This is a genomic window from Lysobacter sp. CCNWLW3 (genome assembly GCF_036697405.1).
Lineage (GTDB): Bacteria > Pseudomonadota > Gammaproteobacteria > Xanthomonadales > Xanthomonadaceae > Lysobacter.
In genome coordinates this window covers 104533-122520 of sequence record NZ_JBAHWA010000007.1, presented here as the reverse complement: position 1 = coordinate 122520, position 17988 = coordinate 104533, and the positions used below count along the sequence as shown (strand labels likewise).

Below are 17988 nucleotides of genomic sequence, written 5' to 3'. Positions count from 1 at the left end.
ACTTAGGCGCTGGAGGCCCCCTAGGGGGGCTTGCGGCCCGTTCAGGTTCGCCAGCTCGGCGCCGTCGAAAAAAAACCGGCACGGGGCCGGTTTGGGGGACAGGAGCAGAACCTGTCAAAAGCTGGCCGCCTGCGCCGAATCTGACCGGCAGGGGCGGGCCCGTAGTCCTAGGGATGATCGCCGCGGCCGATTCGTCGCAGCTGCGTCGGCAGGACCGATCCTCGGTCGCTGCGCGCCCGGCGCCGGCGGCGACGATACGCGAGCCACGGTTACGGATGCGGCCGCGCCGCATACGGTTGAGCCGCAACGATGCGGTTTGCGCCAAAGCGAGGGCGAAACGACAGACTCGGCATATTGCGCGTCGCCCGAGGCTAGCCGCTGGTCTTCGAACGCATTCGGACCGGCGTCGATAGGGACGACCACAACCGATGCCGCGAAATTAATCGGCGGGTATCGATGGCTGGCTGCTGCGGGAACGCCGGCCTGCGAATCCGCCGCGTCGTGCGTAGCCAGCTCGGATGTCGGAGCGGCGGAAATCCGCGATGCGCGATCGCGCGCCGACCAGCCGCGCATCGTGCGGCTCGGGTCGGCTGCCGCGTTCGGGATGCTTGCGCATCGACGGCCGGCGCCGGGCGCCGAACGCCGCAATAGTACGAAGGTCGTAGTGGACCTGCGGCGGTCGCTCGCTCAATCTGCCCACGTACCGCAAGAACGATTCCTCGCCAAGATCGCGCGCTTGCATGGCCGATGTGACGCTGTGACTTTGATCACGGAAGCGGTGTCCGTAATCATTGCCGCGAATGACGCCATGCTACTTTGATCGCGCGCGAAAACAGGAACGGAACTCGCGTGTTTCTAGGGAGCTGGATCTGGTTCCGCAGGGGGAATGGCGATGGTCGCAAGCTTGATGGAAGCCGTGGATCGGCTGCCCACGCTCGCGGTGGTGGAGGACGACCGGACATTCAGGGAAGACGTGCTGATGCCCGTGCTGAGCCATTCCGGATTCTCCGTCGTGGGAATGGGCGGAGCGCTGGAGCTGTACCGGTCGATGACGCGGCGCTCCTACGATCTGGTGCTGCTGGACATCGGCCTGCCCGACGAAGACGGCTTCAGCATCGCCGCGCATCTGCGCGGCTTGGCACCGCGCATCGGCATCGTGATGTTGACCGGATACGACTCCACTCAGGACCGCTTGCGCGGCTTGCGCGCGGGCGCGGACGCCTATCTGCCCAAGCCGGTCGACATGGAAGAGGTGGTGACGACGTTGCGCAATCTGGCGCGTTGGGTCGTTCCGGAAGCCAGCCCCGTGCACACGCATGCGAGATGGCGCCTGGACGAGCGAGGCTGGTGCATCCTGACCCCCAGAGGCATGCAGATCGAGCTGAATCTGGCCGAGCGCCAGGTCATGGCGATGCTGGCCGCGGCGGCCGGCATGCCGGTGCAGCGCGAGGCGCTGATCGCGCGTTTGGTCAAGAACGCTCACGATTTCGATCCGCATCGTTTGGAAATGCTGATTCACCGCCTGCGCAAGAAATGCCAGCAGGCCGCGGAAGAAGAACTGCCGCTGCGCGCGGTGCGCAGCGTCGGATACGTATTGAACTGGTAGCGGATCGGGCCGGGGCCGGGCAGGCGTTTGGAAAAGAGCCGTGTGAGTAGTTTGCGGATCCGGCTGCGACGGATGGCGCTGGCCGCCGTGTTAGGCCTGTGCGGCTCCGCTGCGGCGGCGCCCTCCGAGCTGCCCGGACACCGGGTGGGCGCGCACGCGTTCAGCAGCGACGACGGCCTTCCGCAGTCGGGCGTGAATACCGTGGTCCAGAGCCGCGACGGCTATCTCTGGATCGGCACCTTCGGCGGCCTGGCGCGTTTCGACGGCCTGGCGTTCACGATATTCCGCGGAAAGCCCACGTTCGATGCGCCCGTTTCCGAACGCGCACCGCAAGCGGGCCCCGCCAGCGATCGCATCCTGGCGCTGTATCAGGACGATCGCGACTGGCTCTGGGTCGGCACCCAGGACGCCGGGCTGAGCGTGCGCAAGCAGGGCATGTTCCACCACCTGCCGATCTGCGGCGGCATCTGTCAGATCAACGACATCCTGCAGACGCCGGATCGCACGCTGTGGATGGCCACCAGCGTCGGCGTGCTCAATCTGGATCCCGTGCGTGGGCGCGAAACCTGGATCGATCCTGGCAGCACCGGCTACGCCCGCCTGGCGCGCGACAGCCAGGGGCGCATCCACGTGGCTGGAAACGAAGGTTTCTTCGTCGTCGCCGATGGGCGCCTGCGACGCATCCCCTTGCCCGACGGGGAGCGGCGGATACCGCTGCTGAAAGCCAGCGGCAGCGGCCTGCTGGTGGGCACGGAGCGCACGCTCTATCGCTACGATCCCGCGCGCGAACACTGGCAACCGTTGGGCGTGATCGGCCCCAAGGCCGCCGTGAAGGACGCGGACGGCCGATGGTGGGTGGCTACGGTATCCGGGCATCTGTTCCGGGAGTCCGACTCCGGACAATGGCGTGACGTGCCCGAACTGTTCGGCCTGGGCATCACCAGTCTGGCGCGGGACGACGAAGGCAATCTGTGGATAGGCAGCGGCGGCAAGGGTTTGTTGCGCGTGCGCAAGCCGCTGTTCGGGCTTGTCTCGGTCACTGGATCGGGCATGAACATGGCCGGACGCGCGGTGGTCGCCGACGGCCACGGCGGGCTGTGGCTGGGATCGGCTTGCGCGGGGCTGTGGCATCGATCGTCCGACGGCAGCATGCGGCGCCATCCGATCCAGTCGGGCCAGGGCAACGGCTGCGTGGCCAGCCTGGCCCTGGATCGCGAGGGCACGCTCTGGGTGGGAACGGTCGAGGGGCGATTGATACGCGTGGCCGACGGCCAGGCCACGGCGGTCGGGGCCTGGTCGATCGGTAACGCGATCAATGTCTGGCAGCGCGGCGACCGGCGTTTTCTGGTCAGCTCCCAGCGCTCCGTGTTCGATGTCCGGACCGACAGCCAGGGGCGCATCGTCGCGCAGCAGCGCATTCCCGCGCTGGAGGGCATGAGCGTCAACAACATCGTTCCCGCCGCGCGCGGCGGCGACTGGTTCGTCGGCGACCGCGGCGTGTGGCGAGTGGTCGATAAACGGGTGGTCGAGCGATGGACGCCGCGGGAAGGCCTGTCCTCGCGTTTCGCCCGGGCCTTGTACGAGGACAAGGACACCGCCACGCTCTGGGTAGGACTCTACGGCGGCGGTCTGAACCGCATCCGCAACGGCCAGGTGTTCCGCTACGACAGCCGCAACGGCCTGTTCGACGATACGGTGTCGTGCATCCTGCGCGACGAGCGCGGACGCTTGTGGCTGGGCGGCAATCGCGGCATCACCCTGTTGCCGGCGCCGCGGAACGCCGCGGCCGAGATCGAGTCCATCGGTTACGCAGCCAACGATGGCCTGATCCCTTCCGAAATCAACGGCGGGCATTCGACTCCCTGCCACCGCGATACGCAAGGCAAGCTCTGGTTCGCCCTGGTGGAAGGGTTCGCCGTGTTCGATCCGGCCGACTTCCCCGACGTCCAGCCTGTGCGGCTCAAGCCGCGCATAGAAGGGGTCGCGGTCTCCGGACGCGCGCAGCAGATCGCCGGATCGTCGCTGGCTCTGGAGCCGTTCGCGCGCAGCCTGGAAATTCACTATACGGCCGTCAATCTGAGCCGGCCGCGGGAAACCTATTTCCGTTTCCGTCTACGCGGATTCGATGCCGACTGGGTGGAAGCGGGGCAGAACCGCAGCATTCTCTACCCGTCGATTCCGTGGGGAGAGCATGTGTTCGAAGTCCAGGCCCGCACCCAGGGCGGACGATGGTCGCCGATTCCGGCCCGCCTGAAGATTCTCAATCCGCAGCCCTGGTATCTGCGGACCTGGATCCTGATCCTGGCGACCTCGTTGAGCCTGCTGGCCCTGGTCGGCGGCACCCAGTTCGGCGCGAACCACATGGGCTTGGGGCGCGGGGAACATTCCGACTAGGCGGCGACGCCGGGCCGTGCTCAGGAACCGACGGCGCGGTTGCGCATCATGGCCGACTCCGCCGTGCGCGCGAGTTCGCGCGAGCCTTCATGGCCGGCATCGTCGTGGACCGTCTGCCCGGCTCGCGCCAGCGGCAGGCGGATCCGGATGCGCGTGCCGCGGCCCGGGGCGCTGTCGGCCTCGATGTCGCCGCCGTGGTCGGCCACGAAGCGATGCACGGTGGCCATGCCGATGCCGGTGCCCTTGTCCTTGGGCTTGGTGGTGAAGAAGGGCTCGTACAGGCGCGCCAGTACCTCCGGTGTCATCCCGATGCCGCTGTCTTCCAGGGTCAGCAAGGCGCGGTCGCCGTCGGCCGCGACGCTTACCTGGAAGCGGCCGCCCTGCGGCATGGCGTCGCAGGCGTTGCTGGCGATGTTCAGCAGCGCCAGCACCAATTCGTCGCGGTCGGCCTGGACCGTCAGGCCGGCGACGGAGGTGTCCAGCGACACCTGGATCGAGCGCGGGAACATCGGCAGGATCAGCGGCCGCAGTTCCTCGACCGCCTCGGCCAGGTCGAAGCTGGAAATCTGCCGGACATGCGTGCGGCTGAAGCTGAGCAGGCGCCGGGTCAGGGTGGCGCCGCGCCGCGCGGCCTGACGTATCCCGGGCAGGACGGCGTCGATCGAACCGCCGCGCATGTCCACCGAGGTCGCATGGCCCAGGATCACGCTGAGGATGGCGTTGAAATCGTGGGCGATGCCGGTGGACAGGCGGCCGATGGTCTCCATCTTCTGCGTCTGCAGCAGGCGTTCGTAGGCGCGTTCCTTTTCTTCGACCTGGCGTCGGAGTTCGCGGCAGGCTGCGTCCAGTTCCTCGCTGCGCTTGATCGCCCGCTGCGACGACAGGATCAGGCGATCGAGGATGGTCGCCAGGACCAGGAAATTCATGCTGGCCAGCAGCAGGTTGGCCAAGGCCTCCGAGGCCTGGCTGGAATCCGCCGCCAGCCGCAGATCGGTATGCGTGCCCAGGGCCAGCACCGCCGCGTACGTCAGCGCCGTCCACCACACGGCGCTGCGCCCCAGCAGCAGGCCGGCGAACAGCAACGGCAGCAGGTGGGTGATCTGCAGCCCGGATTGCGCGCGCAATCCGTAGGCCTGATAGCTCATGCCGATCAGGACCAGGCCGCCGACGACGGTGAGACCGGCCGACAGCCGGAACAGGCCGTTGCGCAGCAGGCAAAGGCAAAGCCAGGCATAGGCGCCGATCACCAGCGTCAGCCAGTTCTCGGTGATCCGGGTCATGTCTTCCGCGGCCGCGCAGGAGCCGATCGCGAGCAGCGTCGAGGTGACGCAGGTGACGGCCAGCAGCGCCTGCAGCGTCAGCGCGTTGCGCTGGTCGTGGGCCGCCGTGGGCACGCGCCTCACCCAAGCGAGGACGCGATGCCATGAGGAGGAAAGCGATACGCGGAAGGTCATCGGTGGCGTGGGCGCATGGGGTGGTGGTCGCTGGCCGGAGAGCGGCGGGAGCCTCCCGCGCAGCGCTCGCACGCTCGACTCGAGGACGCGGCCGGTCGCGGTTTCCTGGCTTGAATGACCACCGGTGGCAGAGTAGCAGCGTGGTCCGGCCTGGCAACGGACGGCTCACTGTCTCAGCAGAAAAACGTAATGGAAGTCACCTTTTTGGTGCCTGACTTTGCCCGAGCCCGGCGTTCGGCGTCGTTTCTTGGATTTCTCACCGCCCGTGAGCGTTTGATTGCGCGCGCGCATGCGCCGCGGCGCGCGTCGTCGTTGGCGCGCGAATTCTGGCGACGCGGCATCGAAGCTTCGTTTCGTTGGCGAGCCCGATACCTGCGGTGCGGACGCATGCGCGAGGTTCAAGGGCGCCCGATTTCGCAAGCGCGCGTCCACCGGGTCCGGCCATCGGAACACGCCGCTGTTTTGCGCTGCAGTCGGGCAAGACGCTTCTGTGGCAGGCCGCCGGAATCGAGCGAACGGCGGGCCGCGATCGGCGCACGCGATCGAGCGTTCCGGGTCGATCCCATGCGCTTCACGCGAGGCGCGCCGCCGAAAATATTTCGTGAGCAATCGTGCGTGTAATCGCGGTTTTCGCTCGCTAACGTTCGTCACGTAAGACCAGTAGCGCGGCTCCGCACAGCGGAAGCGGCGCGCTTCGGACCGCCATCAGGATGGGCAGTGCATGAAGCGGACTATCGACGGACGTAGTGGCGGTGCGACGGCAGGGACCGAGTCTGTCGCAGGCCAGGGACCATGCGGATACGCGGCCTTGCTGCCGTCGATGTTGCGGGCGCTGCGGACGTTCGTGCGCATGGCCATCGCTACCTCGGTTGCCAACGCGTCGCGGCCGGTATGCGCGAGTACGGCCGCCGACGACATCGCCGGCCTGCGCGCCGATCGGAACCTCAGCCCGAATGTGGGCGCCGATCCGGCCGACGTCCATCGCGCCCGCGCATGCGGGCGTCGCCGGACAGCGGCCCAGGGCGCCGCGCCGGAGCCAAAGATCAAACGGGAGAGAGAGTCCGGCATGGACCGCTATGGGCAGTGGAGCGACGACGGAAACCGGCCACGGCGTTCGAGCTTGCGATCCCGACCTCCCGCTACCGACCACGGACCCGACCGCCTCGATCCGCTGACCGCCGCATTGGCTAGCTAAAGGGAAACACCTAATGAACAAGATCTACAGCCTCGTATGGAGTCCTTCCCTCAATCAGCTGGTGGTCGCGTCCGAACTGGCCGCGCCGCGCGGCAAGGGGCGCGCGGGCGGGCGGCGGGCCTCGGCGCGGATCGCGCGCACCGGAATCGTGGCCGCGCTGCTGGCGATCGGCTGGGTCGGATGGGCGCCATCGGCGCAGGCGCAGGCGGTGAACTGCGACACGGCGCCTTGGGACGAATACAACGGCACCGCATCGTGCATGGGCCTCAACGCCGTGGCTTCGGGGATCGGTGCGACCGCGCTGGGTTCTCTGGCGCGCGTCGATCTCCTCGGCGGGCTCGCGGTCGGATACAACTCCCGCAGCGCCGCGCAGAATTCCATTTCTCTCGGGTTCCAGGCCTATTCCGCGGGCGGCAACTCCATTTATCTGGGCGCGCGCACCGCCGCGGGCACGGGCGCACTGCTGGACGGCGCCATCGCTATCGGCACGGACGTGACCGCCAGTGCTGCCCATGCCATCGCCGCGGGTACGCAAGCCAGGTCAACGGGCAACCTGTCCGTCGCGCTCGGCTTCCAAACGGTCGCGAGCAATATCAATACGGTCGCGCTTGGCGCCAGCTCCCAGGCCACCGGCGCAGGTGCCAGTGCCTTGGGCACCTTCGCCGAGGCTACGGGAGGCAACTCCACCGCGGTCGGCGTCAGCTCCCAGGCCAGCGGCAATACTTCATTCGCCGGGGGCTGGGCGTCCGTCGCCAGCGGAACCAATGCCATCGCGATAGGCAGCCAGGCAACGGCATCCGTCGATGCAGCCACCGCCGTGGGCAACAGCGCCAGGGCGCTAGGGAACAGTTCGCTTGCGCTGGGAGCGCAGGCGGTCGCTTCCGGATCCAGCACGGTGGCGGTCGGCCAAGGCGCCGGTGCGGGTTCGACGACCGCCAATACGGGTTCGGTCGCCGTGGGCATCGCTGCCGGAACCCTGGTCAGCGGCGCACAGAACACCGCCATGGGCGGAGGCGTTCCTAGCGCGATGCGGGGCGCGGGTTCGGGCGTCACCGGAACGCGCAACGTCGCCTTCGGCGTAGGCGACGGCACGGTCGCCTACGATGCCAATCTGGACGCTTCCGCGGGCAACCTGGTAAGCGGCAACGACAATATCGCCATCGGCACCAACGCGGGCATCGGTATCGCGAGCAATGCGACGACATCGATCGGCCTGAACGCGAGAGCTAGCGCGGAAAACGCGCTCGCCTTCGGTACCCGAGCAAACGCGTCCGGACTGGACGCCGTCGCGCAAGGCACCGGCGCCAGCGCAGGCGGCCGGAACGGCGTCGCCATCGGCTTCCAGGCGATCGCCTCTCAATTGAACTCGATCAATATCGGCGGGCGCACCGCTCCGGGGGCGGGCGCCACCGCGGTGGGCTCCATCGCCATCGGCACGGATGTGACGGCCTCCCAGGAGTACGCCATTGCGGTGGGACTCTCGAGCCAGGCCACCGCTACGAACGCCATCGCCTTGGGGCAAAGCGCCGCATCGACGGACCTGAGCGCCATCGCTATCGGGCGCAATAGCACGTCAGGCGCGGTCAACGCGATAACGCTGGGTGTCGATACCGATGCAACCGCCACCAATGCCGTGGCGATTTCGGCCGAAGCCCAGGCGACCGGCGTCAACGCCCTGGCCATCGGCACCCAGGCCAGCGCGACCGCCGACAACACGATCGCGATGGGCCGCTCAGCGCTCGCGGACTCGGCCGGCGCCGTGGCGATCGGTAACGATTCGACCGCCACTGGCGGCAGGGCGGTAGCGATCGGTGACGGCAACTTCGCCAGCGGCAACGGCGCGGTCGCCATCGGCGATCCCAACACCGCCACCGGCAACGGCGCGGTCGCGCAGGGCCTGGACAACACCGCCACCGGCAACGGTTCGGTGGCGATGGGCAACACCAATATGGTCGGCGGCGGCGGCCAGGCCGTGGGCGTTGCCGGCACGGCGGCGCAGGGCGCGGTCGGCATCGGCTACCAGAACACCGTGGTCGGCCAGGGCAGCGTCGCGCTGGGCAGCACCAGCCGCGCGTTGGCGGCGGGCGCGGTCGCCTTCGGCGATACCGCCGTGGCCAACAATGCCCGCGACGTGGCGCTGGGCTCGGGCTCGGTGACCTCGACCGCCGTGGCGACGACCAGCACGACCATCGGCGGTACGACCTACAACTTCGCCGGCATCGCACCGACCAGCACGGTCAGCGTGGGCAACCTGGGTTCGGAACGCACCATCACCAACGTCGCCGCAGGCCGGATCTCCGGCAGCTCGACCGATGCGATCAACGGCTCGCAGCTGTTCGCGACCAATCAGGCCCTGCAGGCGACCATCGCCGGGGCGGCGACGCACTACGTCAGCGTCAACGATGGCGGCGTGATCAAAGGGAATTACAACAACAACGGCGCCACAGTAGCGAATTCGGTGGCGATAGGCCCCGACGCCGTTGCGTCGGCGCAGAATGCGACGACGATCGGCATCAGCAGCACAGCATCGGGCTCCGCTTCCCTAGCGGGCGGCGTTTTGTCGGTCGCAACGGGCGTTTCCTCCACCGCGCTCGGCTCGTCCGCAGCGGCCACTGCCCATTTCTCAACGGCCGTCGGGCGCTTGGCGCGTGCGGAGAGTTTGAGCAGCACAGCAGTCGGCAATTCCGCCATCGCGTCCGCTGAAAGATCCACCGCCCTCGGCACGCTCGCCGAGGCAAGCGGCACCTATGCGACGGCGCTAGGCAGCGGCGGCGTCAACGCAGCGACCGCCGTGCGCGCCTCGGGCGCGGGCGCGGTCGCGCTTGGCGGCAATGCGACCGCGGGTGCCGATGCGTCGGGCGCCAACGCGATCGCCATTGGCGGTGAATCCGTCGCCGATGCCGATGATGCAGTCGCCATCGGCCACGGCTCCACGGCCACCGGGGGGCGGGCTGTCGCTATCGGTTCGGGCAATATCGCCAACGGCGACGGCGCGGTCGCCATCGGCGACCCGAACACCGCCACCGGCAACGGTGCGGTCGCGCAGGGCCTGGACAACACCGCCACCGGCAACGGTTCGGTGGCGATGGGCAACACCAATATGGTCGGCGGCGGCGGCCAGGCCGTGGGCGTTGCCGGCACGGCGGCGCAGGGCGCGGTCGGCATCGGCTACCAGAACACCGTGGTCGGCCAGGGCAGCGTCGCGCTGGGCAGCACCAGCCGCGCGTTGGCGGCGGGCGCGGTCGCATTCGGCGATACCGCCGTGGCCAACAATGCCGGCGACGTGGCGCTGGGCTCGGGCTCGGTGACGGCGACGGCGGTCGGCACCACCAGCACGACGATCGACGGGGTGACCTACAACTTCGCCGGCACCACGCCGACCAGCACGGTCAGCGTGGGCGACCTGGGTTCGGAACGCACCATCACCAACGTCGCGGCGGGGCGGATCTCCGGCAGCTCGACCGATGCGATCAACGGTTCGCAGCTGTTCGCGACCAACCAGTCGATCGAGAATCTGAGCAACGTGGTCGAAGCCGGCGCCACGCACTACTACAGCGTCAACGACAACGGTGTGCAGGGCGGCAACTACGCCAACGACGGCGCCATCGGCTTGAACGCGCTGGCCGCGGGCGTGAACGCGGCGGCGGCCGGGGATGGCGCCGTGGCCATCGGTTCCGGCGCGAGCGCGGCCGATGCCGGCGGCGTGGCGCTGGGCTCGGGTTCGGCGACGGCCGCGGCCGTGGCTACGACCAGCACGACGATCGACGGCGTGACCTACAACTTCGCCGGTACCGCGCCGACCAGCACGGTCAGCGTGGGCAACCTGGGCGCCGAACGCACCATCACCAATGTCGCCGCAGGCCGGATCTCCGGCAGCTCGACCGATGCGATCAACGGTTCGCAGCTGTTCGCGACCAATCAGTCGATCGAGAACCTCAGCAACGTGGTCGAAGCCGGCGCCATCCACTACTTCAGCGTGAACGACGGCGGTGCCGCCGGCGGCAACTACAACAACGACGGTGCGGCCGGAACGAATTCGATCGCGGTGGGACGCGACGCCGTCTCGACGGTGCTCGATGGCGTGGCCATCGGCCGTGGCGCTGCCAATCAGAATACGGGCGGCAACGTAGGCGCGACGGCGATCGGCGCCTCGGCGCTGACCAACCAAAGTTATACGACCGCCATCGGCTTCCAATCGCAAGCGGGTATGCTCGGGTCGGTCGCGCTAGGCTCGCAGGCCTCGGCGACCAATCCCTACGCCATCGCCATCGGCGGATCCGGCACCGGCACGGGAACCAGCGCGACCGGCTCCGGCTCGATCGCCATCGGCGGCGGCGGCGGAACGCCGCTCACCGGTGCGCCGGCCTCCGCAACGGGCGCCCGCGCCATCGCGATCGGGCAAAACACGACGGCCCTGACCCAATCCGTGGCCCTGGGCTACCGGGCCACGGTCGGCAGCGCGTCCTCGGTCGCGATCGGCGACGCCTCCACGACCGGCGCGACCGGCGCCAACGTGGCCATCGGCAATCTGAGCACCGCCACCGCCGGCAGCGCCGCGGGCGGCGCGGTGGCGATCGGTCGCTCGAACACCGCTTTCGGCGACGGCGCGGTGGCGATCGGCGACCCCAGCTTCGCCAGCGGCACCGGCGCCTTCGTCGGTGGCGCCAACAACATCGCCAACAGCGACGGCACCGCCACCGCCACGGCCGCCAACCAGGCCAACGGCGCGGTGGCGATCGGCAACAACAACCGCGCCATCGGCCAGGGCAGCGTGGCGCTGGGCAACGGCTCCACCGCGGGCGCGGCCGGCATCGCGGGCAATGTCGCGATCGGCGACGGCGCCAGCGCGGCGGCCAGCGCCGGCGACATCGCCTTGGGTTCGGGCTCGGTGACGGCGACCGCGGTGGCGACGGCCAGCACGACGATCGACGGCGTGACCTACAACTTCGCCGGCATCACGCCGACCAGCACGGTCAGCGTGGGCAATCTGGGCACCGAGCGCACCATCACCAACGTCGCCGCGGGCCGGATCTCCGGTAGCTCCACCGACGCGATCAACGGCTCGCAGCTGTTCGCGACCAACCAGTCGATCGAAAACCTCAGCAACGTGGTCGAAGCCGGCGCCACGCATTACTACAGCGTCAACGACAACGGCGTGCAGGGCGGCAACTACGCCAACGACGGCGCCACCGGGACCAATGCCTTGGCGGCGGGTGTGAACGCCAGCGCCAGCGGCAACCTGTCGGTGGCGGTCGGTTTCAATTCCACCGCCGCCGATCAGGGCGCGGTGGCGGTGGGCGTGAACTCCGACGCGGCCGCGGCCTGGACGACCGCGGTCGGCGATACCGCGACCGCGACCGGGCAGTTCGCGACGGCCGTGGGCAACAACGCCCAGGCCGGCGATCAGTTCTCCAGCGCGTTCGGCGCGAACTCGGCCGCTTCGGGACGCGCGGCCACCGCCATCGGTCCGAACGCCGGAGCCTCCGGCGCCAGCGCCGTCGCGGTGGGCGACACCTCGCAGGCGTCGGGCGTTTCGTCGGCCGCGTTCGGCCGCGGCTCCAATGCCAGCGCCCTGGGCGCGCTGGCGATGGGACCGGCCTCGGCAGCCAGCGGGCGCAGCGCCACAGCGCTGGGCGACAGTTCCGCCGCCAGCGGCGAGTACGCCACGGCCCTGGGTGCGGGCGCGAACGCCAGCGCTCCGCAGGGCGTCGCCCTGGGTTCGTTCTCGGTGGCCAATACGGCCGCCGGCGCGGCCGGCTACGACCCCGTCACCGGTTTGCCGTCCACCGACACCAGCAGCACCTGGGTCAGCCGCCTGGGTGCGGTGAGCGTGGGCAGCAGCGGCCAGACCCGCCAGATCACCAACGTGGCGGCGGGCTCCACCGACACCGATGCGGTCAACGTCGCCCAGTTGCGCGCGCTATCGCAGGAAGTGACGGCCGGGCAGACCCACTACTACAGCGTCAACGACGGCGGCGTGCAGGGCGGTAACTACGCCAACGACGGCGCAACCGGCCTGAACTCGCTGGCCGCGGGCGTGAACGCGGCGGCCAGCGGCAGCGGTTCCGTCGCCATCGGCGCCGGCGCGACCGCGGCCGATGCCAACAGCGTGGCGCTGGGTTCCGGATCGGCCACCGCGGCCGCCGTGGGGACCTCCAGCACGACGATCGACGGCACGACCTACAACTTCGCCGGCACCACGCCGACCGGCACGGTCAGCGTGGGCAGCCTCGGCGCCGAGCGCACCATCACCAACGTCGCGGCGGGCCGGATATCGGGCAGTTCCACCGACGCGATCAACGGCTCGCAGCTGTTCGCGACCAACCAATCGATCGAGAACCTCAGCAACGTGGTCGAAGCCGGTGCCACGCATTACTACAGCGTCAACGACGGCGGCGTGCAGGGCGGCAACTACGCCAACGACGGCGCCACCGGCTTGAACTCGCTGGCCGCGGGCGTGAACGCGGGGGCCGGCGGCGCCGGCTCGGTGGCTATCGGTTTCGGGGCGACGGCGGCGGACGCGAACAGCGTGGCCCTGGGATCGAACGCCGCGACGGCGGTCGCGGTGGGCACCTCCAGCGTCGTCATCGCCGGCACCAGCTACAACTTCGCCGGCACCACACCCACCGGCACCGTCAGCGTGGGCAGCCTGGGCGCCGAGCGCACCATCACCAACGTCGCCGCGGGCCGGATCTCCGGCAGCTCGACCGATGCGATCAACGGCTCGCAGCTGTTCGCCACCAACCAGTCGATCGAGAACCTCAGCAACGAGGTCGACGCCAGCGCGACCCATTACTACAGCGTCAACGACGGCGGCGTGCAGGGCGGCAACCATGCCAACGACGGCGCCACCGGTCTGAACTCGCTGGCCGCGGGCGTGAACGCGGCCGCGGGCGGGGATGGGGCCGTGGCGATCGGCTACGGTGCCACGGCGAACGACGCCGACAGCGTGGCCCTGGGGTCGAACGCGTCGACGGCGGCGGCGGTGGGCACGGCGGGCGTCGTCATCGGCGGCACCAGCTACAGCTTCGCCGGCACCGCGCCGGTCGGCACCGTGAGCGTGGGCAGCCTGGGCGCCGAGCGCACCATCACCAACGTGGCGGCCGGCCGCATCTCGGACACCAGCACGGATGCGATCAACGGCTCGCAGCTGCACGCGACCAACCAGGCGATCGCCAACCTGAGCAACGTGGTCAACTCGTCCACGGCGCACTACTACAGCGTCAACGACGGCGGCACCCGCGGCGGCAACTACAACAACGACGGCGCCAGCGGCGTGAACTCGGTGGCGGCCGGCGTCAACGCCTCGGCCAGCGGCCAGGGCGGCGTCGCGGTGGGCGTCAACAGCAACGCCTCCGGCGCCGGTTCGGTGGCGGTGGGCTCGGGTTCGCAATCCACGGTCGCCGGCGGCGTCGCGCTGGGTGCGGGCTCGGTCTCCAACACCGCGGCCGGCGTCGCCGGCTACGTGCCCCCGGGCGCGACCGCCGGCCAGACCGCGGCCATCGCGGCCACCACCAGCACCGCCGGCGCGGTCAGCGTCGGCGACGCCGGCAGCGGCCTGTACCGCCAGATCACCGGCGTGGCCGCGGGCACCGCGCCCAGCGATGCGGTCAACGTCGCCCAGCTGCAGGCGGTGCAGAACCACGTCAACGCCACCGCGACCCATTACTACAGCGTCAACGACGGCGGCGTGCAGGGCGGCAACTACGCCAACAACGGCGCCACCGGCGTCAACGCCATGGCCGGCGGCGTGAACTCCAGCGCCAGCGGCAACAACAGCGTCGCCATCGGCGCCAACACCAGCGCCACGGCCAACGATTCGGCGGCGCTGGGCGCGGGTTCCAAGGCCACCCACGTCAACAGCGTGGCCGTCGGCAACGGCTCGGCCACCACCGTCGGCGCGCAGACCAACTACAACGCGGCCTATGTCGGCAACAGCACCTCGACCGGCGAGATGAACATCGGCGGACGCACGATCACCGGCGTGGCGCCGGGCATCGCCGGCACCGACGCGGTCAACGTCAATCAGCTCAGCTCGGGCGTGAACTACGCGATCAACCAGGCCAATCAGTACACCGACGCCCGCCTGGCCCAGTTGGACAACGACGTGTGGACGATGGAACGCGGCTATCGCGGCGCGACCTCGTCGGCGATGGCGATGGCGGGCCTGCCGCAGGCCTACCTGCCGGGCAAGAGCATGCTGGCGGTGGGCTTCGGCGGCTATCAGGGCGAGTACGGCATGGCCATCGGCCTGTCGGGCATCACCGATAACGGCCGCTACGTCTACAAGGCCCAGGCCAGCGGCAACACCACGCGCGATTGGGGCTTCTCGGTGGGCGCCGGCATCCAGTGGTAGCTGCCTGAGCGGCAGGCCGGCGCGAACGCCTACCCCGGCATGGCCTGCCGCTTCTTTTACAAGCCGAGCACCAGCGGCGGCGGAGATCCCCGAGTAGGTGGCAGCCGCCGGGACATCCGACCGATCACCGAAGTTTTGAGACGACATACAAGAGGCGAGACAGGCATGGTCATCAGGAACAGTTCGGCGCGTATCGCACGGTTCGCGCTATGCGCCCTCATCGCGGCCGTCACGCTGAGCGCGTGCACGCGCCATGTCAGCCGCGGCATCGGACCGGACGCGCGCGCGGACGAGGTCGTGTTTCCGTCCGTCGACAGGATCGTGCTGAAGGAAGGCACCTTTCCCAATGTGGACAACCTGGGCCAGATCGGCTCGGGGGTCACCAAGGATCAGCTGTACCACCTGATCGGCAGGCCGCATTTCCGCGAAGGCTACGCCGCCCGCGAGTGGGACTACCTGTTCCATTTCCGCCAGGGCGAGGCGGTCGTCACCTGTCAGTACAAGGTCATCTTCGACCAGGACTACCACGGCCGCAGCTTCCATTGGTCGCCGGCCGGATGCGCGGACCGGCTCAAGACCCAGGCGCCGGCCGTCGTGGCCACGGCCGCGGCGGCGGCCGGGCCCAAGCGCTTCGAACTGTCGGCCGATGCGCTGTTCGCGTTCGCGCGTTCCGAGCCGCAGGACATCCTGCCGCAAGGCCGCGAGCAACTGGCGGCCGTCGCCGGCCAGCTCAAGGGCGCCCAGGCGACCGTCGTCCAGGTGATCGGGCACACCGACCGGATCGGCGACGAAGCCGCCAATCTGGCCTTGTCGCAGCGGCGCGCGCAGACCGTTCGCGCACTGCTGATCCACAACGGCGTGGCCGCGGACGGGCTCAAGGCGCAGGGGGTAGGGGAATCGGAACCGGTGAAGGAGTGCTCCGATTCGCTGCCCAGGAACGAACTGGTGGACTGCCTGCAGCCCAATCGCCGCGTCGAGGTGGTGGTGTGGGGACTTCAATAACACCGCGACGTCGCTAAACGCGCGCGGCATGTAACTTCGATCGAGGTATTCGCATGAACAAGTGTCTTTCCGTAGTCGGTATCGTCCTGCTGCTGGCCACCGGCGCCGTGGTCGCGCAGCAGCCGCAGGCGGCCCGCCCGGCCGCATCCCAGCCCGCAAGCCCGGGGGCGGTCGATCCCAACGCGATACGCGACGCGGCCCTGCGCGTGGCCACCGCGGTCGACGCCGGGCAAGCGGCCAAGCTGTGGGACGAGGCCTCCGTGGTCACCAAGAAATCGCTGACCCGCGACGCCTTCGTGGCCGGCATCACCAAGTCCCGACAGCCCCTGGGCAAGACCCCCAACCGCAGCTGGCTGTCGGTGCGCCGCCAGTCCGGCGACGGCAATGCCCTGCCGCCGGGCCTGTACGCCTCGACCGAATTCCTGGCCGAATTCGCCGGCAAGCCGCCGGTGCGCGAACTGGTGTCGTTCCGTCTCGACGAAGACGGCAACTGGCGCTTCGCCGGCTATGCCGTGCAGCAATAAGGAAAGCGATCGCATCCGGCCGGGGGCGTCCCTCCGGCACGGATGCGCTGCGGAGCGGCCGGTTGGGCTGGTGCGGGAAGGGGGTGTCGGTCCTGGAGCTGGCGAACGAGTCGTTGATTACCGCCGCTCGCGCGGGGCTGGGTGTTGTCCAGATGCCGACCTACTCGGGCGCCAAAGATCCGGCGACCGGGAGGCCGCCAACCATTCTTTCCGATTACGTGCAGGAGCGAGCGATATATCGCTCGTTTGGCAACCGTCGCGACCTGAAGTGCCTAGAGGCCGCGCTTACGCTGATCTCGCGGTCCGCGCACTGAAGACCTGCTCCCAATAGGGGCGCTTCGAGGGCAGCATAACTGCGGCGCCAAGGGTTCAGTCCTTGGAGTGACGTATGTCCTGATCGACCTGGCCATTGCGGCGTTGCATCCAGGCATCGCGGACAAGGGCGTAGTCATCCACTGCCCGCTCTCGCATCGCATCCATGGGGAGTAGACGGGCCCGTCCGTCGATCGTCTGCAGGACGCTAAATCCATTGGCTGCCATGCCGCTCTTGATGTGGCTGACAGGGGAGAGCGGCTGGTCAACCAACATGCCTGCTGCGTCGCGAGCGGTGCGCGGCCCCATCAGGGGCAAGACCAGATAGCGTGAGTCGCGCCATCCCCAGGTCGCCATGGTCTGTCCGAAATCTTCGTTGTACTTGGGCATGCCGAAGCGCGAGGCGGGGTCGAATAAGCCGCCGACGCCGAGGGTGGAGTTCAGCGCAAAGCGGCCCGCGGATTGGAGCGCGCGTATCGGACGCCCCTGGAGCACTTGATTGATAGCGGTGCCGGGAGAGCGAAGGTTGCCGAAGAACTTCGTCACGCTGTTCTCTACTGGGTCTGGTGTAACGGCCTTGTAAGCGACAGCCAATGGCCGGGCGACGGCTTTGTCGGCTGCCGTATTGAACCGGTGCATGCGACGGTTGAATCGCTCCCAGGGGTCGCGGACCTCAGGCAGTCCATAGATCGACAAGGCATCGCGTTCGGCTTGCGTTGGGACGTCTACGGCTGCCGTAGACGCGGCGAGGGAACTGTCGCTGTTGGTGGTGGAGGTTGACGTCGTCTGCATCTGCGAAGACGCGGCGGGGACGGAACTGGCTACCGAACGATGGTCGGTACCCGTGCTTGTCGAAGGCGTGGAGTCATCGGGGCGCTCGAGTGTGGGCGGCGCCGGATTTTCTGCGCTGGCAGTGGAGTTCACCAGCGTACTTTCGTACGCGAGCGGCGGCGCCTCGTATTTCACGGAATGACTGGCGCAGGCCGATAGGGCGACTACGAATGCGGCGATCAAGCAAGAGCGGATGGCGTTCATCTAGTGCTCCAGTAGCACAGGTCGGAGATGTCGATTCAAGGAAAGGAGGCCGCCATCAGTAGCAGGATCGAAGAAGCGACCAGCAAAGCGAGCGTCGCCGCGCCGACCAG

The 17988-nt window shown here is 68.8% G+C and carries 10 protein-coding genes; 7 read left to right on the top strand and 3 right to left on the bottom strand.

Features of this window, described 5'->3' with window-relative positions; genetic code table 11:
- Positions 1-439: 439 nt before the first annotated feature.
- On the bottom strand, positions 440-742 hold the full coding sequence (locus V1318_RS13280; protein WP_332940171.1) for a hypothetical protein: 303 nt from the start codon (positions 740-742) through the stop codon (positions 440-442).
- Positions 743-907: 165 nt separating this feature from the next.
- Between V1318_RS13280 and V1318_RS13275 the strand changes: the two genes are divergently transcribed.
- Together V1318_RS13275 and V1318_RS13270 are read left to right on the top strand one after the other, a co-directional pair.
- On the top strand, positions 908-1606 hold the full coding sequence (locus V1318_RS13275) for a response regulator transcription factor (RefSeq protein ID WP_332940169.1): 699 nt from the start codon (positions 908-910) through the stop codon (positions 1604-1606).
- 72 nt (positions 1607-1678) lie between these two features.
- A complete protein-coding gene (locus V1318_RS13270; RefSeq protein WP_332940167.1) occupies positions 1679-4000 on the top strand; it encodes a two-component regulator propeller domain-containing protein in 2322 nt (773 codons plus the stop codon).
- Between the two features lie 20 nt (positions 4001-4020).
- Here the strand turns inward: V1318_RS13270 and V1318_RS13265 are convergent, their stop codons facing one another.
- Entirely contained in the window at positions 4021-5394 is a 1374-nt protein-coding gene (locus tag V1318_RS13265; protein ID WP_332940165.1) for an ATP-binding protein, read from the bottom strand.
- A 249-nt stretch (positions 5395-5643) separates the two neighbouring features.
- Here V1318_RS13265 and V1318_RS13260 point away from each other — a divergent pair, with 249 nt between their 5' ends.
- From V1318_RS13260 to V1318_RS13240, 5 genes are all read left to right on the top strand, one after another.
- Positions 5644-6075: a hypothetical protein gene (locus V1318_RS13260; protein WP_332940164.1), complete on the top strand. Its 432-nt coding sequence runs from the start codon at positions 5644-5646 to the stop codon at positions 6073-6075.
- Between the two features lie 187 nt (positions 6076-6262).
- Positions 6263-6649: a hypothetical protein gene (locus tag V1318_RS13255; RefSeq protein ID WP_332940162.1), complete on the top strand. Its 387-nt coding sequence runs from the start codon at positions 6263-6265 to the stop codon at positions 6647-6649.
- Positions 6650-6662: 13 nt separating this feature from the next.
- Positions 6663-15005: an ESPR-type extended signal peptide-containing protein gene (locus V1318_RS13250; RefSeq protein WP_332940161.1), complete on the top strand. Its 8343-nt coding sequence runs from the start codon at positions 6663-6665 to the stop codon at positions 15003-15005.
- A 39-nt stretch (positions 15006-15044) separates the two neighbouring features.
- Complete coding sequence (locus V1318_RS13245) at positions 15045-16007, top strand: OmpA family protein (RefSeq protein WP_332940160.1); 963 nt, start codon at positions 15045-15047, stop codon at positions 16005-16007.
- 53 nt (positions 16008-16060) lie between these two features.
- Entirely contained in the window at positions 16061-16531 is a 471-nt protein-coding gene (locus tag V1318_RS13240; RefSeq protein WP_332940159.1) for a DUF4019 domain-containing protein, read from the top strand.
- A gap of 369 nt (positions 16532-16900) precedes the next feature.
- Here V1318_RS13240 and V1318_RS13235 read toward each other — a convergent pair whose 3' ends face one another.
- The gene (locus V1318_RS13235) at positions 16901-17878 is read right to left on the bottom strand and encodes a VacJ family lipoprotein (RefSeq protein ID WP_332940158.1); all 978 of its coding nucleotides are present in this window, start codon (positions 17876-17878) and stop codon (positions 16901-16903) included.
- Positions 17879-17988: the final 110 nt, after the last annotated feature.

Excerpts from the sequence above, each read along its gene's own strand:
- V1318_RS13250 (WP_332940161.1), top strand. The coding sequence starts at position 6,663 with ATGAACAAGATCTACAGCCTCGTATGGAGTCCTTCCCTCAATCAGCTG.
- V1318_RS13270 (WP_332940167.1), top strand. The coding sequence starts at position 1,679 with ATGGCGCTGGCCGCCGTGTTAGGCCTGTGCGGCTCCGCTGCGGCGGCG.
- V1318_RS13235 (WP_332940158.1), bottom strand. The coding sequence starts at position 17,878 with ATGAACGCCATCCGCTCTTGCTTGATCGCCGCATTCGTAGTCGCCCTA.
- V1318_RS13245 (WP_332940160.1), top strand. The coding sequence starts at position 15,045 with ATGGCCTGCCGCTTCTTTTACAAGCCGAGCACCAGCGGCGGCGGAGAT.
- V1318_RS13275 (WP_332940169.1), top strand. The coding sequence starts at position 908 with ATGGAAGCCGTGGATCGGCTGCCCACGCTCGCGGTGGTGGAGGACGAC.
- V1318_RS13260 (WP_332940164.1), top strand. The coding sequence starts at position 5,644 with ATGGAAGTCACCTTTTTGGTGCCTGACTTTGCCCGAGCCCGGCGTTCG.
- V1318_RS13280 (WP_332940171.1), bottom strand. The coding sequence starts at position 742 with ATGCAAGCGCGCGATCTTGGCGAGGAATCGTTCTTGCGGTACGTGGGC.
- V1318_RS13240 (WP_332940159.1), top strand. The coding sequence starts at position 16,061 with ATGAACAAGTGTCTTTCCGTAGTCGGTATCGTCCTGCTGCTGGCCACC.